The following is a 24,613-nucleotide window of genomic DNA, read 5'->3' as shown; positions in this document are numbered from 1 at the left end:
GGTGGACCTAGTTGTTCTAGTTAATCTAGTGATGAAACTCGGGGCGCCACACCCAGGGGTCTAGGCGCAGGTGAGTTAACCGCGGTTGAGGAACCAGTCCTGCTCACGCAGAGAACGCATCGCGGTCTTGCGCTCGTCGCCCTCGAGACGCTTCAAAAACAGCACACCATCCAGGTGGTCGCTTTCATGCTGCACACAGCGAGCCAGCAAATCATCAGCTTCGAAGCTCACCGGTGTGCCGTGGCGATCCTGGCCAGTAACGCGCACACGTGCGTGTCGAGTCACGGGTCCATTAATACCCGGGATAGATAGGCATCCTTCGATTTCGTGGACAGTCTCGTCGCCGATGGCTTCCCATTCCGGATTGACGATGTGCCCGCGGGTGCCGTTGCAGTCGTAGACGAAAACGCGCTGCAGCACGCCGACCTGGTTTGCCGCGAGCCCGACGCCCTGTTGCTCGTCCATCGTGTCGAACATGTCATCAATCAGGTGCGACAGCGTCGCGTCGAAATCAGTGACGGTATCCGCCTTGGACAGCAACACCGGATCGCCGAAAAGACGTACCTCACGAACTGCCATGAACTTAGAGCCTCCAAGAAAACTGGTGTGAATCAAGCGATAACGCGCTCATTTTAGCAGCTAGCCGAAATTAATCGGATCGACGACAACGCGCACCGGCGTCGGGTCCTTCCTGGTCGCTCGAACGACCTGTGCTGCCTTCAACGCCGCTCCCACCGCCCGTGCTTGCCGACGGTCACAGCGCACCAACATCCGCTGAATAGGTGTACCCGGTTCCACGCCTGCTGGTGGTCTGGCGTTGCGGGGAAGGTCTACCGGCCCCAGGATTTCCGCGCCCGATGGAACCTCCAGGGACTCCATGAAGTTACGCAGGCCCTCTTCAGTCCCGTCCACCGCTGCCACGTGAAAGGCCGGAGGCAGAGCGGCGGCTGTACGGTCGGCCAATTCCCTGTTCGCAGCGCCTACCGCGTCCCATGCCAGAAGATCGGCCACAGTCGGGACTGCAGCATCCGCATCGATAACCACTGCCCCTCCTCGCTCCCGCGGGCGCGCAAGCGTGACAGCTCGAGACCAATGCGCATAGGCCTCTTCATGAGCGCGCAAGTCCTGCCGGCCGAGCATCGCCCAAGTGTCCAGCAGCATCACTGCTCCGTAGCCCTCCGGCGCATAAGGCTCGGCTCCCGGCGTGGCCACCACGACCCTCGGGCCTTCGGGAATGTCGTCAACAATCCGTTCGCCAGAGGAAGCGACGACTGGGAATGGACTGAAAATACGACCAAACTCTTCCGCCGTACGTTCACTGCCGACCACGACTGGCCGAATCTTGGTGGAACCGCAGCTATGGCAACGGTGGTGGATGTCGATGCGGCCACACCACCGACAGGTCGGCGGCGCCGGATCGTCCGGGTTATCGGACGGTGGAATTCCCAGTGGACCGTTACACCAGCGACAGCGCGCAGGCGCGCCACAGGAGCGACACGACAATGTCGGTACATATCCCTTGCGGGGTACCTGGACCAGAATCGGAAGCTCTTCGCGCAGCGCGGCTTTTGCCCGTCGAAAAGCGATGGCAGGAAGGCGTCCCCTACTCACGTCATCCGGGTCTTCGGAAGTGTCCGTGGAGGCAATCATCTCCGGCATGGATTCAGCGAGGGCGTCGGCGCCTGCAACCAGATTGTGCGCCCAACCTGAGGAGACCAGCAGCTGCACCTCTGCTGTACGGCTATACGATGCAAAAATAAGAGCGCATCCCTCCTGCGCACTTCGCGTGACCAGCACCTCGCGAGAGTGGACGTAGGGTGCGCGGGGGTCTACGAGGTTGTCATCGCCATCATCGACAATCACTGCTAAACGCAGATTCTGCACTGGGGCGTACGCTGCCGAGCGCGTTCCGACGACTATGCGCCCCTGGCCGTGCAGGATATCCAGGTAGCGGCGATAGCGGGACTCGGGACCGAGACCAGCCCCGAGAAGAGTGAGCTGACGGGCAGAAATGAGCTCGCGAAAAGCGCTCTCGAAGCGTGCCTGCGTGCGTGCGTCCGGCACAATGATGAGAACACCGCCACCATCGCGGGCGACCAAAACGCTGAGCGCGGCGAGCATGGCTGCCACCTGTTCCCCTGGAACTGGCTGCCACGCTGCGCGTGCCGGGGCGCCCTTGCGGACGGAATCGACAAAGGATTCGCCGAAGACATAGTTGCCCCACGCGGAAAGGTCCGGATCCTCGGTGGCAAGCTTTCCCAATTCCTCCCACGTTGGGGGCATCTTCTCCTTGCGGGCACGTTCGGCCCGTGCATGACGGGTTGGGATGGCGGATCGAATGATGTTTGAGCGTGTTGCGCCGTAATACTCCGCCAGAGAATCCACCAACCGTCGAAGCTGTGGCGGATAGACAACCTCAGTGCTGATGACATCCTTGAGATAGGACAGTTTGCCGTCGTGAGTGGGCGTGGCACAGCGCTCCAGCACCAGCGCATTGACCAATTGGCCGTGGAATCGAATCCGCACCCGGCAACCGACAACCGCTTCCTCCGCTAGCGCGCGCGGAACCAGGTAATCGAAGGGGCGATCCAACTGCGGCAGCCCCAAAAGTGGAAGCACCCGCGCGACAGGCAGCTTCTCAGCTGCGGCGGCGGGTGCGAAAGGGGCGTCGGTCATAGAGTCTTACTCTACTTCCCCACCCCAGGGTCATGCTGGCGGGTGGTGTTTATCCCAGGCCAGCGGCTGCGCGGAGCTCTTCAACACGGTTGAGTTGCTCCCACGGCAGGTCCAAGTCAGTTCGGCCGAAGTGACCGTAGGTGGAGGTCTGCGCATAAATCGGGCGCAGCAAGTCCAGGTCACGAATAATAGCGGCCGGACGAAGGTCGAAGACCTTGTTGATAGCCTCGCGGATGGCGTCGTCCGAAACGTGACCGGTGCCGAAAGAGTCGACGTAAAGGCCTACCGGGCGAGCGCGGCCGATAGCGTAGGCGACCTGAATCTCCAGGCGGTCAGCCAGACCCGCAGCCACGGCATTCTTCGCAACCCAACGGGTGGCATAAGCGCCGGAGCGGTCCACCTTTGACGGGTCCTTACCCGAGAATGCGCCGCCACCGTGACGAGCCATACCGCCATAAGTGTCGACGATAATCTTGCGGCCGGTCAGGCCGGCATCGCCCATCGGGCCACCGATAATAAACTGGCCAGACGGGTTGACCAGCAGATTCAATTCTTCGGTAACAAAGCGCTCGCGCAAGTTAGCGTCGTCGAGCACCCAATCGACTACGTGAGTCTTAATCTGCTCGGTAATCCACTCCTGGGTCACATCCGGGTCGTGCTGCGTGGACACCACAACAGTGTCCAAGTACACCGGGTTATTGTCTTCGTCGTAAGCGAAGGTGACCTGAGTCTTACCATCCGGTCGAAGCGATGGGACGATGCCTTCCTTGCGTACCTGCGTCAAGCGGCGAGCCAGGCGGTGTGCCAGCGCAATCGGTAGCGGCATGTACTCCGGAGTTTCGTTGGTAGCGTAGCCGAACATCAGCCCCTGGTCGCCAGCGCCCTTGAGATCTTCTGCTTCGACTTCGCCATCAGAGCTGCGTGCTTCCAGAGAAGTGTGCACACCGTCGTGAATATCTGAGGACTGCTCACCGATCGAAACGGAGACGCCGCAGGTCTTGCCGTCAAAGCCCTTTTCAGAAGAATCGAAACCGATCTCCTTCAGTCGACTCCGGACAATACCGGGGATGTCAACGTAGCTCTTCGTGCGAACTTCGCCAACAACATGGACTAAACCGGTAGTCACCACAGTCTCAACGGCGACCATCGATGCAGAATCCTGCGCGAGCATAGCGTCAAGGATGGAGTCCGAAATCGAGTCGCAAATCTTATCTGGGTGCCCCTCGGTAACAGATTCACTGGAAAACAGCCGAAGATTAGAGGCCACGAGCAGTACAACTTTCTTCTAGATCATTTCCCCAGCCCTGCGATGTCGCTGCGGCGTGGGTTTTCGTTTGATTCGATAATTATAGACCAAGCGGTTCAGTCGCCGTAGTAGGCACCGGCTACTCCGCTGGCTGAGGTTCCTGTCGCAGCTCGGAGACTGCATCCAAAATCGAACCGGCTACCGAGAACTTTGAGCCTCGCGGCACGTCCCACTGCTCGCCATCGAGAGACAGCAACCATCCGACATTGTCCGTCGCACCGAAAGTTTGCCCACCTGAGACGTCGTTACACATGAGCAAATCGCAGCCCTTGCGCACAATTTTCTGCTTCGCAAGCTCGAGTGGCGTCGTCGTCTCGTCGCCGGTCTCAGCCGCAAAGCCCACCATCGTCGTGGTTGCCGGAATCTCGCCCGCTTTACGCCGCTCCACAGTGGTAGCCAGAATGTCAGGGTTTTCTACGAGCTGGATGTTGCTCAAAGCGTCGTCTGCGACGCCCTTCTTCATCTTGGCCCCAGCGGTCGATGCCGGACGGAAGTCGGCGACGGCAGCGGCAAAAATGCAGACATCGGCCAACTTGGAGTGTTCGTGGGCGGCCTTGGCCATCTCCAAAGTGGAATCAACCTTTACAACATTCGCGCCCAGCGGTGTCGGCAACTGATCTGTATGTCCTGCCACCACAGTGACCTGAGCGCCACGCTGTGCTGCCATCTCAGCTAGCGCGAAGCCCTGACGCCCTGAGGAGTGGTTGCCGATAAAACGTACCGGGTCGATAGCCTCACGGGTGCCACCGGCAGTAATCATGAAGCGCACGCCCTCGAAGTCGCGGCGGAAGTGGCGCGGATTCTCGACTGCCGCTAATGCCAGCGAAACTATCTGCTCTGGCTCCGGCAGACGACCTGGACCAGTGTCCTTACCAGTCAAACGGCCATGGGCCGGATCGAGGACAATAGTGCCATGGCGACGAAGAATCGCGACATTATCGCGCGTAGCTGGATGGTTCCACATCTCAGTGTGCATGGCAGGAGCCAGAACCACCGGGCAGGTCGCCACAAGCAAAGTTGCGGTGAGAAGGTCGTCGGCACGCCCGTGTGCGGCACGCGCCATAAAGTCGGCAGTCGCGGGAACCACGACGACGAGGTCGGCCTCCTGCCCCACGCGGACATGCTGAACTTCATCGACTGCGTCAAAAACCGTAGTCGACACCGGGTTCCCCGACAGCGCCTCGAAAGTAGCCGCACCTACAAAATTCAATGCGGACTCGGTGGGAACGACGCGAACATCGTGACCGAGTTCCTTGAAGCCACGAACAACGTGTGCGGCCTTATATGCAGCGATGCCGCCGGCAACCCCGACGACAACCTTTAAACATTCGGATACGTCAGCATTACCGGCGGCATGCATACAGATATCTCCCCTTAAGGAAATGCTCTAGCCCTCAGTGTGGTCCAGCAGACCAGCGTTGATTTCACGAAGAGCGATGGACAGAGGCTTCTCAGCGACCCCCGGAGTAACCAGCGGGCCAACGTACTCCAGCATGCCTTCGTCAATCTGCTGGTAGTAGTCATTAATCTGGCGTGCACGCTTGGCAGCGAAGATAGCCAGAGCGTACTTCGAAGAAGCCTTACCAAGCAGCTCATCGATCGGCGGATTGGTAATACCAATTGGCGGGTCGAACACTGCCTCGGTGGCGGTATTTTCCTGGGTCACGAGAAATCTTTCCTCAATAGAACGTGAGTTACTGGGGTGACAATAGAAACCGTCGGAGCAATAGAAACACCATTGCTTGGAAACGATTTCTACTATCGATGATGTGGAGTCGCCCTGTTACTTGCCAGTAGTCAGCGCCTGAGCGATGGCCGCCACAGCATCATCGACATTGTCGTTGACAACAACCTCATCGAATTCGTGCTGAGCATCCATTTCCACTCGCGCGGTTTCCAGGCGACGCTTGACTTGCGCCTCGGTTTCCGTGCCACGACCAGTGAGCCTGCTGACGAGAATCTCCCAGCTTGGCGGAGCCAAGAACAGCAGGTGAGCATTCGGCGCTACCTTACGGATGGAGCGGGCTCCCGCCAGATCCACCTCAACGAGTACCGGACGTCCCTCGGCGAGAGCTTTATCCACCGGGCCACGCGGCGTTCCAGAACGCTGCAGACCACCGTGGATTTCAGCCCACTCGAGCATCTCTCCTGCATCAATATGCTGTTGGAACTTCTCCGGGGTCACGAAGAAATAGTCGCGGCCATCGACCTCACCCGGCCGTGCGGCGCGGGTGGTCATGGAAACGCTGAAGTACAGTCCGGGAACCTCGGCACGGAGCCGACTGACAACAGTGGATTTTCCCACACCGGCAGGGCCGGCAAGGACTACCAGCTGACCGTTTTCATTCCCGGCCACTGCGACTAGTCCTCCACTGCGTAGCCGAAGCGCTCCAGCAGAGCGCGACGCTGACGGTCACCCAGGCCACGCAGGCGGCGGGTCTGAGCAATCTCCAGGTCATTCATGATGTCCTGTGCCTTGACCTTGCCGACCTTCGGCAGAGCCTCGAGCAGAGCGGAGACCTTCATCTTGCCGATGATCTCGTTCTCGTCAGCCTGCTTGAGAACCTCTGGCAGGTCGATAGCGCCACGCTTCAGCTTGTCCTTGAGCTCTGCGCGTACCTTGCGGGCCTGAGCTGCCTTCTCGAGTGCTGCTGCACGCTGCTCCGGGGTCAACTGCGGAAGGGCCACGTGTTCCTCCGTAAAAATAGATTGGTTAGTTTCTTATTTACTTGCACGAGCCTCGCGTCCACCAAGGGCAGGCAACGACACCGTGCTTAACGATTGGAGACCGTACCGCACTTACCGGTTGTTGAGGCAAATGCTGACGGGGTGTCGATAAAAATGACACCAGGGCTTTATCCGCCCCACCTTTCGGTCGTGGTCAACCAACTCCGGCGATTGTAGCACCGTTTGCCCAGGAGAATGGAAATTGACCACGGTTTTTGTACGAAATCTCCCAGGAATCGTCACAGTAACTTGCCTATACCTACTCCGCCGCCACCTGAGGCTCATTAGGAAAATCTCGGCAGCTAGGTACGGAAGAAGCCCGCAGGGGCACCTGTTCTATGAGGTGCGCCCTGCGGGCCTCTGCCAAATTGTCGATTCGCTGCTAACTCTCGGATAGGAACGGAGCCGCAGCTTCAATAGTTGCGCGCCGCAGCGCAGCAGGATCAGGCCCAGCGGAGAGAATTGCACGCGAAATATTTGGCAGTGCAAGCCCCTTGGATTCCCCTGCCAGACGATCTACATCGGCCGGGGTTCCACCCTGAGCTCCCACACCGGGCATGAGAATGGGACCACGCAGGTCACTGAGCACCGGGGCGTCGTCAAGCGTTGCGCCAACAACAACGCCGATGCTGCCCGCCTTTGCACCAGCGTCAATCTGGCGGGCATTAATAGCGGCTGCCTGGTTGACCATGGTCTGAGCCAGACTCTCACCCGAAACCGTCGCCTTCTGTACGGACGCACCTTCCGGATTGGACGTTGCGGCCAGCACGAACAGGCCGCGTCCGTTCTCCAACGCCAACGAAAACGCCGGATCAAGAGCACCGAACCCAAGGTACGGAGATACCGTCAGTGCGTCGGCGGCTAGCGGCGAGCTATCCGACAGCCAGGCATCAGCGTATGCAGCCATCGTCGAACCGATATCGCCCCGCTTGGCATCTGCAATCGACAGCGCACCGGCGTCCTTCAGATCCGCCAACGTCCGCTCCAGGACGGCAAAGCCCTTGGAACCGTAGGCTTCGAAGAACGCCACCTGGGGCTTGACGACGGCAACGATGTCACCGAACGCTTCGACGCATGTGGCGGCAAAACGCTCTAGACCGTCAGCCGAATGCGGCAACTGCCAGGCATCCAGCAGCCCCGGGTGCGGGTCGATGCCCACGCAGAGCCGACCGCGCTCGGCGACAACCTCGCTGAGGCGATCGCCGAAACCTTTGACTGTCCGCACTGCGGAACCTTCAGCCTTCGCGGTCATGTTAGGCCTGCTCCTGAGCAGCCAACTCTGCCGGGTGGAGTTCCTGCAGAGCCTTAACGCTCATCTCACCGTTGCGCAGTGCCAGAATGCCCTGCAGTGCGGCGACGGCCCCCTGAGCGGTGGTCACACAAGTTACGCCCTGGCTCACAGCAGCAGCGCGAATCTCATATCCGTCAGAGCGTGCGCCAGCAGAACCGGACGGGGTGTTGATAATGATGTCAACCTCACCGTCGCGAATCATGTCGACGATGTCGCGCTCGTCCGTCGGCGCATCGGAATCAGTCGTACGCTTTGCGACGACCTCACACTCAACACCGTTGCGGCGCAGCATACCGGCCGTACCCTCCGTTGCCAGGATGCGGAAGCCCATATCCGCCAGCGTGAGGATCGGGAAGACCAGAGTGCGCTTATCGCGGTTGGCCAGCGAGACGAAGATCGTGCCCTCGGTCGGCAGCTCACCGAAACCGGCCAGCTCGCCCTTGGCGAAAGCGGCACCAAAGTTGTCTGCCAAGCCCATGACTTCACCGGTGGACTTCATCTCCGGGCTCAGCAGGCTGTCGAGAGCGCGGCCCTCGAAGTCGCGGAAGCGGTTGAACGGCAGGACGGCTTCCTTAACCGCAATCGGAGCGTCAGCAGGCAGAGAGCCACCGTCGAAGTTGGACGGAATCATGCCCTCTTCGCGCAGTTCCGCGATAGTAGCGCCCATCATGACGCGGGACGCGGCCTTAGCCAGCGGAACTGAGGTTGCCTTGGAGACAAACGGTACGGTACGAGATGCACGCGGGTTGGCCTCGATGACGTAGAGCGTCTCGTCCTTGAGTGCGTACTGAACGTTCATCAGGCCCTTGACACCGATGCCGTGTGCCAGTGCCTTGGTGGATTCACGCACCTTGTCGATGATGCCTGCAGACAGAGTCATCGGAGGCAGCGCACACGCGGAGTCGCCGGAGTGAATACCGGCTTCCTCAATGTGCTCCATAACGCCGCCGAGGTAGACCTCTTCCCCATCACACAGTGCATCAACATCAATCTCGATGGCGCTGTCCAGGAAGCGGTCAACCAGTACCGGGTGCTCATTGGACAGCTCGGTAGCGCGGTTGATGTAGTCCTCCAGAGTGGCCTCATCGTAGACGATTTCCATGCCACGGCCGCCGAGGACGTAGGACGGACGGACCAGCACCGGGTAACCGATACCAGCGGCAACCTGGCGAGCTTCTGCGAAGGAGGTGGCGGTACCGAACTCCGGCGCCGGCAGCTTCGCCTCAGCCAGCACCTTGCCGAACTCACCGCGGTCCTCAGCCAGGTCGATTGCCTCTGGGCTAGTGCCGACAATCGGAACGCCTGCGGCCTGCAGACGCTCCGCCAGGCCCAGCGGAGTCTGGCCACCGAGCTGAACAATGACGCCTGCGACCTTTCCGGACTGGCTCTCAGCGTGGTAGACCTCGAGGACATCCTCGAAGGTCAATGGCTCGAAGTAGAGGCGATCTGCGGTGTCGTAGTCGGTGGAAACCGTTTCCGGGTTGCAGTTGACCATGACGGTCTCGTACCCAACCCGGGAGAGCTCGAGCGCCGCGTGGACACAGGAGTAGTCGAACTCAATACCCTGGCCGATGCGGTTAGGACCGGAACCGAGGATGATGACCTTTTCCTTTTCGGTCTGCGGGGCGACCTCGGACTCAGCAGCCGGGTCCAGCTCGTATGCCGAGTAGTGGTACGGAGTCTGTGCTTCGAACTCGGCGGAGCAGGTATCGACAGTCTTGAATACCGGGTGGATGTTCAGGCGCCAGCGCAGCTCGCGCACGCCGTCTTCGCCGGCCAACTCCGGACGCAGCGCAGCAATCTGAGCGTCGGACAGGCCCCAGTACTTAGCCTCACGCAGCAGGTCGGAGGTCAGCACCGGAGCGTCGATAAGCTCCTTGCGGATATCCTGCAGGTTTTCCATCTCGGCGATAAACCACGGATCCAGGCCGGAAGCTTCGTGGATCTGCTCGATGGATGCACCCAAACGCTGAGCCAGCTCAACGTCGTAGATGCGGCCTTCAGTCGGACGCTTCAGATCCTCAAGGACAGCGTTGACATCGCTTGCGCGCTCACCTGCGAAGTCCTCATCCGGAACAGTCCAGAAACCAGCTGGCTTGTTCTCCAGCGAACGCATAACCTTACCGAGCGCGCCGATGTAGTTACGGCCGATAGCCATGGCCTCACCGACGGACTTCATGGTGGTGGTCAGCGTGTCGTCAGCACCTGGGAACTTCTCGAAAGCAAAGCGTGGAGCCTTGACAATCACGTAATCCTGCACCGGCTCAAACGCTGCCGGGGTTTCACCGGTGATGTCGTTGGTGATCTCATCGAGGGTGTAGCCGATAGCCAGCTTGGCAGCAATCTTTGCAATCGGGAAACCAGTTGCCTTGGAAGCAAGCGCCGACGAGCGGGAGACGCGCGGGTTCATCTCAATGGTGATGATGCGGCCGTCATTCGGGTTGATGGCGAACTGGATGTTACAGCCACCGGTGTCAACGCCGACCTCACGCAGAATTGCGATGCCCTGGTCACGCATGGTCTGGAACTCGCGGTCGGTCAGAGTCATCGACGGAGCGACAGTCACCGAGTCACCCGTGTGGACACCGAGGGCATCAACGTTTTCAATGGAGCAGACCACGACAACGTTGTCGTCGCCATCGCGCATGAGCTCGAGCTCAAATTCCTTCCAGCCGAGGATGGACTCCTCGATCAGAACATTGGCCTCGGGCGATGCGGCCAGGCCGCCACCTGCAATACGGTCGAGGTCTTCCTGGTTGAAGGCCAGACCGGAACCCAGACCGCCCATGGTGAACGACGGGCGAACAACGACCGGAAGACCGAGCTCTGCAACAGTCTCGTGGACTTCTTCCATGTTGTGGCAGACGCGGGAACGTGCGGATTCGCCACCAATCTTGGCGACGATGTCCTTGAACATCTGGCGATCCTCACCGCGCTGAATGGCCGGAATATCAGCACCAATCAGCTCGACATTGTACTTCTCCAGAATGCCCTCGCGGTCCAGCTGAATAGCTGCGTTCAGTGCAGTCTGGCCACCGAGAGTTGCCAGGACAGCGTCAATCGGGTTGCCCTCTGCAGCTTCCTTGGCCAGGATCTTTTCGATGTACTTGGTTTCAATCGGCTCGATATAGGTGGAGTCTGCGAACTCCGGGTCAGTCATAATCGTTGCCGGGTTGGAGTTGACCAGCGTGACTCTCAGGCCCTCTTCGCGCAGCACGCGGCAAGCCTGGGTGCCGGAGTAGTCGAACTCGCAGGCCTGACCGATAACAATCGGGCCGGAGCCGATAACCAGTACGTGGTTGATGTCTGTACGACGTGGCATGGTGTTAGGTCCCTTAGCCCTTTCCTACTTGTTCGAGTTTCCGGTTGCGGACTTGTTGAAATCGACCTTCTGGATCAGCGCCAGGAAGTCATCAAAGAGAGAGTGCGCATCGTGCGGGCCGGCTGCGGACTCCGGGTGGTACTGCACAGAAAAGGCCATGCCGTTCTTCAGTGCGACACCTTCCACGACGTCGTCGTTAAGGCAGGTGTGCGTAACCTCTGCCTCGCCCCACGGGGTATCGAAACTCTCGCCGGCCTTGCCTTCAAGTGCGAAACCGTGGTTCTGAGCGGTGATAAAAATACGGCCAGTGCGGTGGTCTTTCACCGGAACATTGACGCCGCGGTGACCGAAGACCAGCTTGTAGGTATTCAGGCCGAGTGCGCGACCAAGAATCTGGTTACCGAAGCAGATACCGAATAGCGGCATGCCGTCATCGAGGGCAGCCTTGGCGACCGCAACCATCTCATCAGCAGTTGCCGGGTCACCCGGGCCGTTGGACAAGAAGACACCGTCCGGCTGGTATTCCTTCTTAATATCTTCGTACGGAGTGTTAGCCGGAACAACTACGACTTCCAGGCCACGCTTAGCCAGCTCACGCGGGGTGTTGGACTTGATGCCCAGGTCGTAGGCCACAACACGTGCCTTCTTCTCCCCCTGTGGTTCCACGACATAGGCCTCATCGGTGCTGACCTCGCGAGCCAGATCCGCGCCCTTCATCGCAGGCTGAGCGCGAACGATTTCCACCAGCTTATCGACGGGCTGCTGTGCGTCCTCACCGGAGAAAATACCAGCGGCAATCGAGCCATTGTCGCGCAAATGGCGAACCAGCGCGCGGGTATCAATCTGGCGGATACCGATGATGCCCTGTGCCTTCAGTTCATCTTCCAAGCTGCGCTCCGAGCGCCAGTTGGAGGGAATGCGCGACAAATCGCGGATAATAAAGCCAGCTGCCCAAATCTTGTTTCCGCGGGACTCGTAGTCCTCATCGTTCCAACCGGTGTTGCCGATCTGTGGTGCGGTAGCCACAATCAGCTGGCGGTGGTAGGACGGGTCCGTCAGGGTTTCCTGGTAGCCCGTCATAGCGGTGGTAAAAACTGCCTCACCCAGGGTTGTACCGGTGGCGCCGAAACCGCGTCCGCGGAACACTCGGCCATCTGCCAATACCAGGACTGCCGCTGTAGCGGCCGCGGCCTGCGACTCGTTGCTCACGTTATTGCCTTTCAGTTGGGTAGCGTGCGAGGAATTTACATTAATCATACGGGACGCATGTGAATTTTTATGCGTTGACATGAATATTATCCAGCGACCTCTCCGTTAAGAGCGGTCACCTTACCGCGCAGCACGGTAGCTGCCACGGACACGGCCATCTCCATTTCCTCATAAGGAGTGTTCTCGGACTTCGACGCCAGGTCTTCGCCGCGGACCGTCCACTTTTTGCCCGGGTCAACAACGGTCAGGTTGGCAGGCTCACCGACAGCAATCGGACGGCCGTGCCCCGGTAGCTTCACGATTTGAGCGGGACGCTCACTCATGACCTTGGCCAGCCAGCGCCAATCACAATCGCCCTTCAAAACGAACTCTTCGGCGATGATTGGCATCGAGGTCTCCAGACCAAGCATGCCGGGCTTAGCGTGCTCGAACTCGCAGCACTTTTCTTCAGAGCCGTGCGGAGCGTGGTCGGTAGCGACACAGTCAATGATCCCGTCAATCAGAGCCTGACGCAGAGCCAGGGTGTCGCGCTGCTCACGCAGCGGCGGATTGACGCGGTAGACGCCGTCGTAGGTCTCCAACTTCTCATCGGTGAGAATCAGGTGATGCGGGGTAACCTCGGCGGTCAGCGGAATACCATGCTCCTTTGCCCACTTGACCAGCTCAACCGTACCTTCGGTGGAAGCGTGGCAGATGTGCATGCGTCCGCCGTAGTCGCGAGCCATAATGGCATCTCGGGCCACGATGGACTCCTCAGCTACGCGCGGCCACCCGGTCAGGCCGAGTCGTGCGGCGGTCGGACCTTCGTGAGCCGATGCATCTGCGGTCAGACGCGGATCTTCGCAGTGCTGCGCCAGCAATACGTCTTCGCCGCGGGCGTATTCAATCGCGCGGCGCATAATCAGCGGATTATCAACGCACTTACCGTCATCGGAGAACATGCGTACCTTCGCCTGCGAGTCTGCCATCATGCCGAACTCAGTCAGCGTCTCGCCCTTCAGCCCCTTAGTAATGGATCCGACCGGGTGAACGTCGCAGAGGTTCAGCGCCTGGCCCTTGAGCCACACCGACTCAGCAATCGAGGGGTCATCGGTTACCGGCGCGGTATTGGCCATAGTGAACACTGCGGTGAAACCACCGCGTGCTGCGGCGGCGGAACCAGTGGCCAGGGTTTCCGTATCTTCACGGCCCGGCTCGCGCAGGTGCACATGGATGTCAACCAGGCCTGGCAAGAGAACGAGGGAGTCGAACTCCAGGACCTCTACCCCGTCCTCGGCCGTGAGATTTTCACCAATCTCAGCGATAACGCCATCTTCGATCAGAACGTCGACATCTTCGCCTTCACCGTAGGGACGCACACCCTTCAGCAGCAGCTGTCCCCTCGCGGACGCTGCCAGCGGTCCTACCTCGGGGTACGAGGCTTCGTCATACTCATTGCGATTCGACATTTATGCCTGTCCTTCCAAGTTGGCGGAAACACCTGAGGTCAGCAGTGTGAAAAGAACTGCCATACGGACGTGGACACCGTTGGCTACCTGCTGCAGCACGGCAGTGCGCGGCAGATCAGCGACGGCATCGTTAATTTCCATGCCACGAAGCATCGGGCCTGGGTGCATCACAATGCAGTCGTCGCGAAGCATCTTCTCGCGAGCCTTCGACAGCCCGTAGCGAGTGGCGTATTCGCGATGGGATGGGAAGAAGCCTCCGTTCATGCGCTCCTGCTGAACGCGGAGCATCATCACGGCATCAGCATCTCGGATCTCGTCTTCCATGCGGTAGGCAACACGCACCGGCCAGGTCTCGATGCCAAACGGCAGCAACGTCGGTGGCGCGACGAAGACGACCTCGGCGCCGAGCTTGCTTAGCAGATCGGCGTTAGAGCGAGCGACGCGAGAGTGCAAAATATCGCCAACGATGACGACCTTGCGCCCCTCAATTCCACCGAGGCGCTGACGCAACGTCACCGCGTCCAGGAGAGCCTGCGTCGGGTGCTGGTGCTTTCCGTCACCCGCGTTGATGATCGATGGACCGTTGCCAAATTCCTCAGTCCACTTGGCGATCAGCTGTGCCGCGCCCGACGATGGGTGCCTAACGACGATGGCATCGCCGCCGATAGCATCCAAAGTCAGCGCGGTGTCTTTCAGACTTTCGCCTTTCTTCACAGAGGAAGAGGAAGCCGAGATATTAATAACATCGGCGCTCATCCACTTACCCGCAGTCTCAAAAGAAGAGCGGGTACGCGTGGAGTTCTCGTAAAAGAGGTTGTAAATAGTGCGGCCGCGCAGGGTCGGCAGCTTCTTAATTTCCCGACCGCGGATGACCTCCTTGAAACGATCGGCCTCATCCATCAGGCCGACAATTTCATCCTTGGTCAAATCCGCAATGCTAATCAGGTGTTTCACTGTTCCTCCGCCCGGGTGAGAATAACCGCGTCACGGCCGTCAAGTGCCTCTACCAGCACATCGACGTCTTCGTCGCGGGAAGTTGGCAGATTCTTACCGACGTAATCGGCGCGAATTGGTAGTTGACGATGACCACGATCAACCAGCACTGCAAGCTGAATTACTCGCGGGCGACCCATGTCAGCAATAGCGTCGAGTGCGGCACGAATTGTGCGACCTGAGAAGAGGACATCGTCTACGAGAACAACGGTGGTGCCGTCGATTCCGGAGTTTGGAATGTTCGTGGGCTGCAGGGCGCGGTGCGGGCCCTTGCGCAAGTCATCCCTGTACAGGGTGATATCAAGCGATCCAGTTTCCGGGCGAATGCCGGAGAACTGTTCAATCAAATCGGCTAGCTTCTCCGCCAGCGGTACGCCACCAGACGGAATACCGAGGAGAACTACGCGCCCAGCATTTGGGCTATCCAGCGCAGTTTTTTCAATAATTTGGTGCGCGATGCGCGCGATGGTACGTGCAACTTCGTCTGCATTGAGCAGCTCGGTTGTTTGCGGCGTTCCTTCGCTCATCGTGACCTCCTTCCCCGCCTCTCAGTGCGGTCCGTTAAAGGATGTCTTGATTGTGGATATTTGATTATCAGTTTGCGTGACCCGCAACTACGGTCGCGGTGCAAACTTCCGCTGACCAGAATAGCACTCACACTTAAATTGCCTCTAAATGCAACAAAACTCCAAGCCCCCAAAAAAGGGACTTGGAGTTTCAGACAATCCGCGAGAACCGACTGTGATCGGCTCGCAGTGAGCCCGGCCGCTTTGATTGGCTAGGACCCGTTCTCGCTCTTAGCCACGTCTTCAGCCACCAGCTTGGCAATATCGCTCATGTCCAGGCCGGTAATCTTAGCCATCTCATCGGAGTCAGCCAGTGCCTTGTCAGCTTCCTCATTTGCAGCAGCCTGTGCCTGAATAGCCTCGTCGAACTGGGACTCGCCCACCGAAGTGCTAACAGCTGCTGCTGCCAGGCGTGCCTGGTCGGCAATCTTGGCCTCGGCATCGAGAACTGCGTTGATGTACGGTGCCGCCACATCAGTGGAGTATTCCGATGCCAGCTCAACGCCTTCCACCACGGCCACACGCGGAGGCACGTCGGAGTTGTAGAACAGCTCCCAGGTGGAAAGACGCAAAATAGCACGGTCGACTGCCGGTAGGCGACGCAGCGGCCACTCCTCCGTCAGGTACGAAGAAATCGTCGAGTCGATACCGATAATTTCCGCAGCTACACCGCGCACGATCTGCTCGGTGTACTCCGCAATTGGATTCACATCCAGATCGGGATTACGGACCATTTCCAGCCGCTCTTCAAGAAGCTTGACGACGTCGACGCCTCGCTGCTCGGCCTCAAATAGCAGATCTACCGCACGACGGCGCGCACGGTAGCGCGCGCCGTGGCGCTTGTAGTTAGGTTCGCGAACTTTCGCGGACTCCTGCGCATCCGGGGTCTCGACGGACTTGTGATCCTTTTCAGTCATGGATGTGTATGTATCGCTCTCAACAAAAGGGTGAACTAGATGAGGGAATTAGTGGTTGACGCGGGACAGGTAGGAGCCGTCACGGGTGTCGACCTTCAGTACGTCGCCGGTTTCGATGAACAGCGGCACCTGAATCTCAGCGCCAGTCTCCAAAGTTGCCGGCTTGGTGCCACCGGTGGAGCGGTCGCCCTGCAGACCCGGGTCGGTCTGCTCAACCTTCAGTTCAACCGAAACAGGCATTTCAGCGAAAAGAACGTTGCCCTCATGGAAGGACACCTGGCAGGTGGTTTCCGGAAGCAGGAACTTAGCACCCTCCGGCATCTGAGCGTCCAGGATGGAAATCTGGTCGTAGGTCTTGTCGTCCATGAAGACGTATCCTTCACCGTCGTGGTACAGGTACGTCATGTCGCGACGGTCGACGGTAGCAGTCTCAATCTTGACGCCAGCGTTGAAAGTCTTGTCAACAACCTTGCCGGTCAGAACGTCCTTCAGCTTGGTGCGGACGAATGCCGGACCCTTACCTGGCTTGACGTGCTGGAACTCCACGATCTGCTGAAGCTTATTGTCGTGCTTGATAACTAGACCGTTTTTAAAATCTGCGGTGGTAGCCAACTAAACTCTCCTGAAATTGTTAAAAAGCTCTCTGACGAAACCACGATACTCCGTATCTCATCGAGAGAAAAATAAAACGCCGTGATGTTAGGCCCGCGGTTTCGGCAGCTGCGTAATAATTTCCGGCTCGGTGTCGGTGATAATCAACGTATCTTCGATGCGCACACCGCCGAACCCCGGCACATAAATACCAGGCTCGATGGTCAACGTCATGCCAGCTGCCAACTTCCCCTTGCCGGTGCGAGCAGCAAATGGAGCCTCATGCACCTCAATACCGATTCCGTGGCCGGTGGAATGAACGAAGTGCTCCCCATAACCAGCCTTTTCAATAATGTCCCGGCATGCTGCGTCTACAGCCACAACATCAGCCCCTGGCACGGCCGCTTTTACGCCAGCCAGCTGGGCTTCCAGCACGACATTGTAAATCTCTCGGGCCTTCTCGTCTGCGAACTCCACCCCGGCAACAATCGCGCCGTCCAAATCTGACGACGTATTGTTCGGACCGTTTTCGCTTGACGACGTTCCCGCCTCACCGGCAAAGAGGGTACGTGTCATATCTGAGTTGTAGCCCCCGGCAAAGGCGCCAAAGTCAATAGTGACCAGGTCACCTGCCTCGATTACGCGATCTTCCGCTCCGTGGTGTGGCTTGGCGGAATTCGGGCCGCTCGCGACAATCGTGTCGAAGCTTGGCCGATCGGCGCCATGCATGCGCATGCGGTACTCCAACTCTGCGGCGACTTCGCGCTCCGTGCGGCCGGCGACCACGATGCCGTCGTGAAGCAAGTCCTCGAATGCGCGGACCGCGATGTCGGCGACGTGGCGCAGAGCGACGAGTTCTGTATCGGACTTGACCTCCCGCAGTTTAGAGACGACGCCCGTAGTCGATACCAGCTCGAGTGCCTGTGGCCGGGCATCCTCTAGCTCTTGATAAGCGGCCATAGTGAGGAACTCAGATTCAACACCAAGACGCGAGATATCCAGCTTTCGGCATTGACCGACGAGTGCCACGCCGGTGTTGCGGGCGGTGAGTAACTCCACGTCCGGTGCCTGTTTGCCAGCCTGAACCGTATAGCGGCCGTCGGTGGAAAGCAGCGCTTCCCCACTGGCCGCAACAATCAAACCAGCATTCGAGCCGTGGAAACCTGTAAGCCAACCAACATGCGTCGGATCGACTGTGAGGAAACCGTCGCAGTCGTTGTCGGACAATGCGTCGATAAGAGCGGCTCGGCGGGCGGCGTAGTTCGTGGAGATATCTGTCATAGTTTCGTACTCACCCTTCTCAGTGCCATGGAATACCCATCAGTTCCGCATCCGACGATAACGCCCGCGGCAAGCGCCGACAGGTACGAGTGGTGCCGAAACTCCTCCCGGGCGTGAATGTTTGAAATATGGACCTCGTGGAAGCCCGCGCCGTCGGCAATTTCGGCAAGCGCGTCACGTAGGGCGACGGAGGTGTGTGTCAACCCCCCCGGATTGATAATGACTGGCCAACCGTAGTCGGCAGCTTCGTGAACCCACTCGATGAGTTGACCTTCATAGTTGGATTGGCGGCAATCCACTACGACGCCAAGCTCCTTGGCTAGGGTGCGAAGTTCAGATTCGACATCGGCCAAAGTAGTGGCACCGTAAATTTCTGGCTGACGCTTGCCCAGACGATCGAGGTTCGGGCCGTTCAGAACAAGCACGGTCGGAATCGCCGTTGTGGCATCAGTTGCTGCGCGAAGAGAGGTCATTAGCGGGTTGACTCCTCAGATGCGGCCTGCCCATTGTTGCAGAGCAGTTCGTATGCACGCTCGAGGTCATCCATGCCCGGACCTTCAAGACGGGCTGTTTCACCGGGGCGTTCCAGAATAACGAATCGGATCGCACCATCCCGGTTCTTCTTATCCCTGGTCATAGCATCGTAGAGCTCGGTAAAACGACCTGTCTGGTAGGTCGTTGGCAGCCCAATGGACTCTAGGATGCGACGATGGCGGTCTACGAGTTCCTGATTAATATGTCCGGTGATCTTGGCCAGCTCGGCGACATAAACCATGCCTACAGCGACGGCGTGGCCATGGCGCCAGCGGTAGTTTTCAAAGTGCTCAACGGCATGACCGAAAGTGTGGCCATAGTTCAGGATCTCGCGGAGGCCAGATTCCTTCAAATCCTCAGCGACAACGCGTGCCTTGACAGCAATCGCGCGCTCGACCAGTTCTGGCAAGTCACCGTCAACATCGAGGCAGGTCTGCGGGTTTGCCTCGTAAAGATCGAGAATCTTCGGGTCCGCGATAAATCCAGCCTTGATGATCTCTGCCGAGCCCGCAATCAGTTCAGCCTTCGGCAAGGTGCGCAGGACATCCAGGTCACAGAACACCGCGGCAGGCTCGTGGAAGGCGCCGACCAGGTTCTTGCCGGCTGCAGTGTTGATACCGGTCTTACCACCGACAGCTGCGTCGACCATGCCGAGCAGCGTTGTCGGGACCTGGATAACCTTCACTCCACGCATCCACGCGGCGGCGACGAACCCACCGAAATCTGTGGCTGCACCGCCGCCAATCGCGATTACCGCGTCACGCCGGCCCAGACCGCGTTCACCAAAAGTGTCCCAAACTGTTTCAGCAACAGCGAGCGTCTTGCCCTCCTCCGCATCCGGAATCTGGATGCTGAAGGCGTCGACTCCCTTATCCGCCAGTGCCTTGATGACGCCGAAGCTCAGCTCTTGAACGCTCCCCTGGTGAATCACCGCAACCTGGGAGGCAAACGTAGCGGCCTCCGCAATCTGCTCGGTGAGTCCATGCCCCATGGTCACCGTGTACGGGGATGGGCCTTCAACACGGATTGTGCGGGTTGAGTTCATTGTCAGTCCCTAGTCGTTAGCGTAAGAAAAGTATGGAGTTGCTGGTTATGCGGCAGTGATTAGCTGCCGCCATTTAAGAGTCGCCGGTTAAGCCTCGTCGCAGGTTTCATCGAGGTAGCTGAGGATCTCGGCTACAACGCGCTGCGGGGAACGTTCGTCGGAACGCACCTTGAAAGTGGCTGCATCTTCGTAGAAAGCTCGGCGAGCCTCATAGAGTGCGCGGTAATGAGCCTCTGGGTCAGCCGCCTGGAGTACCGGGCGCGAATTGTTACCCGCGGTACGGCGGACGCCCTCTGCAATGCTGATCTCGAGGTAGACGACGTTATGGTCTGCCAGCAGGTCACGGGTCGCCTGCGAAATCACGGCACCACCGCCAAGTGAGACGATTCCGTCGTGGGTCAGAGCCTCCGCCACGACTTGTTCCTCGATGCGACGGAATTCCGGCTCTCCCAGCTCGGAAAAGACTTCCCCACAAGTCTTGCCCATGCGCTGTTCAATCATCTCATCGGTATCGGTGAGTCTCGTGCTCAATGCACGAGACAGTCGACGACCGATGGTGGACTTTCCCGATCCGGGCGGTCCGACAAGGACAATAGTAGGAACGGACATTCCCCTCGTTTTACCCTTCTTCGTGTGCGCGACAGTGGCGCTATTTCCAATCAAGGCGACGTCGAGTCTGCTCCAAGTAGCCCTCAACGTTACGCTTGGTTTCCTCCAGGCTATCGCCGCCGAACTTCTCCATTACTGCACGCGCCAGTACTAGCGCAACCATTGCCTCTGCGACAACACCACCGGCCGGGACCGCGCAGACATCAGAGCGCTGGTGGATTGCGGTAGCTGCATCACCGCTGGCCATATCGACGGTCTTCAGCGCACGCGGAACGGTCGAAATTGGTTTCATCGCAGCACGCACAACGAGAGGTTGAGCATTAGTCATGCCACCCTCCAGGCCACCGGCGCGGTTAGTTTCCCGATCCACGCCGTCGTCGGTACGCACCATTTCATCGTGAGCCTCGGTGCCACGGCGACGGGCTTCCTCAAAACCGTCGCCGATCTCCACGCCCTTGACGGACTGAATTCCCATCAAGGCAGCCGCAAGCTGCGAATCCAGACGGGCATCACCGGAAATGTGCGATCCCAGACCCACCGGCAGACCGTGGACAACGACCTCGACGATGCCACCGAGGGTGTCGCCCTGCTTCTTGGCGGCCTTGATTTCGTCAATCATCGACTCCTCCGCAGCTGCGGAGAATGCACGTACTGGCGACTCGTCAATCTTGTCCTGATCAGCGAAGGTCGGCAGTGGCCCCTCGTAGGGCTCCGAACGACCGATGGAAATAACGTGGCTGACAACTTCCACACCGAGAGTCTCACGCAGAATTGAGCGTGCCACAACCGATGCCGCCACACGTGCTGCAGTCTCACGAGCCGATGAACGCTCCAGGATGTTTCGAGCATCGGTGTGGTTGTACTTCAGCATGCCGTTGAAATCGGCATGCCCCGGGCGCGGGCGGGTTAAGGTGGCGCCACGAGCTGTATCCAAAACAACTGGGTCAACTGGATCCGGGCTCATGACCTCAGTCCACTTGGGCCATTCGGAGTTGCCGACCATAATGCCAATCGGCGATCCCAGCGTCTCACCATGTCGAATGCCAGTCAGCAGGGTGACCTCATCAGCCTCAAACTTCATTCGCGCCCCGCGACCATAGCCGAGGCGGCGGCGTGCGAGGTGGCGTGATACGTCATCTGTAGTCAGGGGAAGTCCGGCTGGCGCGCCTTCTACGAGAGCGATAAGCGCTTTGCCGTGAGATTCACCCGCGGTAGTCCAACGAAGCATAGGTATCATAATGTCACGTTTGCCGTACTTCTTGTGCATTTGGGGGCATACAAGTTTCAAATATGCCCCAATTCATCGCCCCTGGTCTACCGCTTCAGGGGACTTGTAGGTACCCTCCGCTTATCCCCCACACAATGGCGGTTGCTGCAAGCATCGCAGGCCCATGAGGCACGCTCGCCGGTACAGGCGCTGTTTTTGCTTTACGACGGTCACCCCAGCCCCGCTTTCCCGCGGTGACTCCTGCCATGAGGAGAGTGAGTCCGGCAGCCAACAGAATTGCCACTGCAATCCAAATTGCTGTCGCCACTGGCTCGCCCGATACCAGACCGACACCGCCCCCGAGAATTGCTGCGAGCTTCACATCTCCAGCCCCCATAGAGCGTGGGTTGAAGATGAAGACTGCTACATAGAGGCCAAACCAGAGGCCTATTCCTGTTCCTATGGCTGCGACTGCACTGGCGAGATTGTCAGCCAAGGTGCTCTTTTGCTGGAGCACCATTCCAGTGGTTGCTATCAGACCCACTGCCCCTAGCACTAACCACCAGTTCGGTAGTCTTCGCCGAGTCACATCCAACCAGCAGCCAATACCGCCCCAGCCGAGTACAAGCATCACGACTAGGAAATAGAAAACCCGGTCAAGGTAGACCGGGTCAATCCTGTGCTGTCCAATCGGAGACAGCCCTATCTCAGTTATTCCCCACCCCATAACTTTGGGATTGTAACGGTTGTGAGCTAGTTCGGCAGCGCTGCACGCATCGCCTCGACATCGGGAGTGCGTCCAGTAAACTGCTCAAACTGTCCCACCGCTTGATGTAGCAACATGGACAATCCACCGACCGCCTGTGTCCCTCCGCGTTCCGCTGCTTTCACAAGTGGGGTTGGCCAGGGATTGTAAATGACGTCGAGAATCTTCGGTGCTCGAGCGAGGTAGCCAGCAACCGACTCAATTGCGGCTGACGGCACCGTAGAGACCAGCACGTCGGCATTACCAGCAATATCTGCCAGGTTTGGAACATCAAAAGTCACCCAAACAAATTCCATCCCCAGCGCGGCAGCTAATGGTTCAATGTCATATGCGCGCTCGGAGCGCGCTACTACGGTCACATGATTGACACCCAGCTGCGACAGCGCCCAAAGTGCCGGTCGTGCCGTGCCACCGGCACCAACAACAACGGCGCGGCCACGTGGTGCGTTCGTGCAGTCTATCTCGCGCAGTGCTCCCAGTACGCCGTCGCCATCGGTGTTGTCGGCAAACCAGTCCGAATCGCGACGGACCAGAGTGTTCGCTGAACCTATGAGCCGTGCGCGCTCACTGACTTCATCCGCGAAGTCCAGCGCGGCAAACTTGCCAGGCATCGTGACGGAAAATCCCTGGAAACAGGGGTCTGCTCCACCAACGACGTCGGCAAGTTCTTCGGCGTTGCAGCGAATGCGGTCATAGTGCCAGTCATTCATTCCCGCAGCGCGGTAACCGGCGTTGTGAATAGCCGGCGAGTACGAGTGATCAATCGGATCTCCCAGCACGGCTGCGCGATGAGTTATAGGCATAGGAGTTCTACCTCTTAGCGGTTGGAATCCAGCACGCCATTGTTGCGTGACTCGTCGATAGCGGCCTCGTGCTCTTCGAAGGTCGTGCTAAAGACAGTATTTCCTTCCTTGTCCACCGTGACAAAGTACAGCCAGGTGCCGTCAGCCGGATTTTCCATGGCACGAATCGCCTCGATGGAGGGCGAAGCAATGGGGGTTTCCGGCAGCCCCTCCTTGGCGTAGGTGTTCCACGCGGTCTTTCGCGCGCGGTCCTCATCCGTGGTTGCGATTTCCTGATCTGGCAGGTCGTAGTTGACTGTCGAGTCGAACTGCAGCTGCATCGGTTCGTCGAGACGGTTGAGAATAACGCGAGCGACCTTATCGAAGTCGCCATCTGGCGCCTCCATCTGGATCAAAGAAGCTGCGGTAATCAGCTCGTATGGAGTAAGACCAACCATGTCCGCTGAAGCCATGAGACCCGTGTCCTCATAATTCTTCACCGATTCCTTGACCAATTTTGCCAGCATCTGTTCGGGCGTCTGCTGCGGGTCAAGGTGATGAATACCCGGCGTAATGAGTCCCTCAAGACGACGGGGGTCGTTGCCGCGCGCAGCTACCGCGTCCCGTGCCCATTCTGGAACACCGAGCGCGGCCAAATCGGCCTCCCCAGCAGCACGTTCGAGGTCGGCCTTGGACACGCAGTCATTGTCCTCAACACAAGTGGCCTCAGAAATAAGCGAGAAAATTCCCTTACGTACATCCGATGAGGACACAATGCGGGTATCGGCGAAACGGACGCCAGTCGGAATGTCAACGGTACCGACCTGATTTTCGACATTCAGAAGAGCCTCGACGGTCTCGTCGGCCTTCATCCGCTGATGGAGTCGGTAGAAACCCGGCTGCAATTCACTTGAATGGGAGTTCTCATTCGCGGCCTGGATGAACGCACGGGAAGACTTGACGACGCCGCTTTCCACCAATTGGTTGGACAAATCAGTAAGTGACGTGCCTTCACTGACTTCGACAATCGTCAATGGACCCTCAGCTTTGCCATCGTAATCGTCAACAATGCCGCCACGATTCCAGACGAGGCCAATCACTCCGAGGACCAACACGCATAACAGCACAGAAGTCACGTTGATTGCCACTGCCGTTTGGCGGTGACGAACTCGAGGCTTTGTCCCACCGCTACGAGCACCAGCGCGGTCCCGGTCGGCACGGCCGCTAGCAGTGCGGCGCGCAGTCTGCGCGTCTTTACTCATCAATAATCTCCTCGAATGCAGCTCACTCTCCCATCGGTATCAGCAAGGAGTCCTCCCATTTGGGTACGACACGCGACTGAT

At 58.7% G+C, this 24,613-nt stretch carries 22 protein-coding genes and 1 pseudogene; all 23 read right to left on the bottom strand.

Going from position 1 to position 24,613, the window contains the following annotated elements:
- Positions 1 to 75 precede the first annotated feature (75 nt).
- The 23 genes and pseudogenes from def to mltG all read right to left on the bottom strand — a co-directional run bounded on the left by def (position 76) and on the right by mltG (position 24,532).
- Entirely contained in the window at positions 76 to 579 is a 504-nt protein-coding gene (def, locus tag QP982_RS03935; protein ID WP_016422719.1) for a peptide deformylase, read from the bottom strand.
- Between the two features lie 60 nt (positions 580 to 639).
- On the bottom strand, positions 640 to 2,676 hold the full coding sequence (locus QP982_RS03930; RefSeq protein WP_070604551.1) for a primosomal protein N': 2,037 nt from the start codon (positions 2,674 to 2,676) through the stop codon (positions 640 to 642).
- 49 nt (positions 2,677 to 2,725) lie between these two features.
- Positions 2,726 to 3,943, bottom strand: a complete 1,218-nt coding sequence (gene metK, locus QP982_RS03925) for a methionine adenosyltransferase (RefSeq protein WP_070438390.1) — start codon at positions 3,941 to 3,943, stop codon at positions 2,726 to 2,728.
- Positions 3,944 to 4,061: 118 nt separating this feature from the next.
- The gene (gene coaBC / locus QP982_RS03920; RefSeq protein WP_070547083.1) at positions 4,062 to 5,342 is read right to left on the bottom strand and encodes a bifunctional phosphopantothenoylcysteine decarboxylase/phosphopantothenate--cysteine ligase CoaBC; all 1,281 of its coding nucleotides are present in this window, start codon (positions 5,340 to 5,342) and stop codon (positions 4,062 to 4,064) included.
- 27 nt (positions 5,343 to 5,369) lie between these two features.
- On the bottom strand, positions 5,370 to 5,648 hold the full coding sequence (gene rpoZ, locus QP982_RS03915) for a DNA-directed RNA polymerase subunit omega (protein ID WP_005510796.1): 279 nt from the start codon (positions 5,646 to 5,648) through the stop codon (positions 5,370 to 5,372).
- 117 nt (positions 5,649 to 5,765) lie between these two features.
- Positions 5,766 to 6,338, bottom strand: a complete 573-nt coding sequence (gene gmk, locus QP982_RS03910) for a guanylate kinase (RefSeq protein WP_070438382.1) — start codon at positions 6,336 to 6,338, stop codon at positions 5,766 to 5,768.
- A gap of 5 nt (positions 6,339 to 6,343) precedes the next feature.
- Complete coding sequence (mihF, locus tag QP982_RS03905; RefSeq protein ID WP_016422714.1) at positions 6,344 to 6,670, bottom strand: integration host factor, actinobacterial type; 327 nt, start codon at positions 6,668 to 6,670, stop codon at positions 6,344 to 6,346.
- Between the two features lie 421 nt (positions 6,671 to 7,091).
- Positions 7,092 to 7,961 carry an orotidine-5'-phosphate decarboxylase gene (pyrF, locus tag QP982_RS03900; RefSeq protein ID WP_070438379.1) on the bottom strand — a complete coding sequence of 290 codons (870 nt, stop codon included), beginning with the start codon at positions 7,959 to 7,961 and terminating at the stop codon, positions 7,092 to 7,094.
- A gap of 1 nt (position 7,962) precedes the next feature.
- Positions 7,963 to 11,322, bottom strand: a complete 3,360-nt coding sequence (carB, locus tag QP982_RS03895) for a carbamoyl-phosphate synthase large subunit (RefSeq protein WP_070595279.1) — start codon at positions 11,320 to 11,322, stop codon at positions 7,963 to 7,965.
- A 24-nt stretch (positions 11,323 to 11,346) separates the two neighbouring features.
- The gene (gene carA, locus QP982_RS03890; protein ID WP_255465687.1) at positions 11,347 to 12,579 is read right to left on the bottom strand and encodes a glutamine-hydrolyzing carbamoyl-phosphate synthase small subunit; all 1,233 of its coding nucleotides are present in this window, start codon (positions 12,577 to 12,579) and stop codon (positions 11,347 to 11,349) included.
- Positions 12,580 to 12,617: 38 nt separating this feature from the next.
- Positions 12,618 to 13,979: a dihydroorotase gene (locus QP982_RS03885; RefSeq protein ID WP_284870232.1), complete on the bottom strand. Its 1,362-nt coding sequence runs from the start codon at positions 13,977 to 13,979 to the stop codon at positions 12,618 to 12,620.
- Positions 13,980 to 14,933 (bottom strand): aspartate carbamoyltransferase catalytic subunit, encoded by a 954-nt coding sequence (locus QP982_RS03880; RefSeq protein WP_016422709.1) that lies wholly within the window; start codon positions 14,931 to 14,933, stop codon positions 13,980 to 13,982. It abuts the gene before it with no gap.
- Positions 14,930 to 15,499 (bottom strand): bifunctional pyr operon transcriptional regulator/uracil phosphoribosyltransferase PyrR, encoded by a 570-nt coding sequence (gene pyrR / locus QP982_RS03875; RefSeq protein ID WP_049193730.1) that lies wholly within the window; start codon positions 15,497 to 15,499, stop codon positions 14,930 to 14,932. The genes QP982_RS03880 and pyrR overlap by 4 nt, the downstream gene beginning before the upstream one ends.
- Before the next feature lie 434 nt (positions 15,500 to 15,933).
- Positions 15,934 to 16,455: pseudogene (gene nusB, locus QP982_RS03870) on the bottom strand (transcription antitermination factor NusB); the annotation flags it as partial.
- A 48-nt stretch (positions 16,456 to 16,503) separates the two neighbouring features.
- Positions 16,504 to 17,067, bottom strand: a complete 564-nt coding sequence (efp, locus tag QP982_RS03865) for an elongation factor P (protein ID WP_016422706.1) — start codon at positions 17,065 to 17,067, stop codon at positions 16,504 to 16,506.
- An 87-nt stretch (positions 17,068 to 17,154) separates the two neighbouring features.
- Positions 17,155 to 18,327, bottom strand: a complete 1,173-nt coding sequence (locus QP982_RS03860; RefSeq protein WP_070653108.1) for a M24 family metallopeptidase — start codon at positions 18,325 to 18,327, stop codon at positions 17,155 to 17,157.
- Positions 18,324 to 18,800, bottom strand: a complete 477-nt coding sequence (gene aroQ / locus QP982_RS03855; RefSeq protein WP_016422704.1) for a type II 3-dehydroquinate dehydratase — start codon at positions 18,798 to 18,800, stop codon at positions 18,324 to 18,326. Before aroQ ends, QP982_RS03860 begins: the two co-directional genes overlap by 4 nt.
- Positions 18,800 to 19,906, bottom strand: coding sequence for a 3-dehydroquinate synthase (gene aroB / locus QP982_RS03850; protein ID WP_284870231.1), 1,107 nt, complete (start codon positions 19,904 to 19,906; stop codon positions 18,800 to 18,802). The genes aroQ and aroB overlap by 1 nt, the downstream gene beginning before the upstream one ends.
- Positions 19,907 to 19,993: 87 nt before the next feature.
- Entirely contained in the window at positions 19,994 to 20,515 is a 522-nt protein-coding gene (locus QP982_RS03845) for a shikimate kinase (RefSeq protein ID WP_038628898.1), read from the bottom strand.
- Positions 20,516 to 20,555: 40 nt separating this feature from the next.
- Positions 20,556 to 21,743, bottom strand: a complete 1,188-nt coding sequence (gene aroC / locus QP982_RS03840; protein ID WP_187400145.1) for a chorismate synthase — start codon at positions 21,741 to 21,743, stop codon at positions 20,556 to 20,558.
- A 94-nt stretch (positions 21,744 to 21,837) separates the two neighbouring features.
- The gene (locus QP982_RS10660) at positions 21,838 to 22,353 is read right to left on the bottom strand and encodes a prepilin peptidase (protein ID WP_224783722.1); all 516 of its coding nucleotides are present in this window, start codon (positions 22,351 to 22,353) and stop codon (positions 21,838 to 21,840) included.
- 122 nt (positions 22,354 to 22,475) lie between these two features.
- On the bottom strand, positions 22,476 to 23,291 hold the full coding sequence (locus tag QP982_RS03835) for a shikimate dehydrogenase (protein WP_049190773.1): 816 nt from the start codon (positions 23,289 to 23,291) through the stop codon (positions 22,476 to 22,478).
- A 14-nt stretch (positions 23,292 to 23,305) separates the two neighbouring features.
- On the bottom strand, positions 23,306 to 24,532 hold the full coding sequence (mltG, locus tag QP982_RS03830; RefSeq protein WP_049190774.1) for an endolytic transglycosylase MltG: 1,227 nt from the start codon (positions 24,530 to 24,532) through the stop codon (positions 23,306 to 23,308).
- Positions 24,533 to 24,613 lie beyond the last annotated feature (81 nt).

Origin of the sequence: Corynebacterium sp. MSK019, assembly GCF_030232425.1 — a bacterium.
GTDB classification, from domain to species: domain Bacteria; phylum Actinomycetota; class Actinomycetes; order Mycobacteriales; family Mycobacteriaceae; genus Corynebacterium; species Corynebacterium jeikeium_D.
Note: the sequence above shows the minus strand (reverse complement) of the source record. Positions and strands in the feature narration are given on the sequence as shown.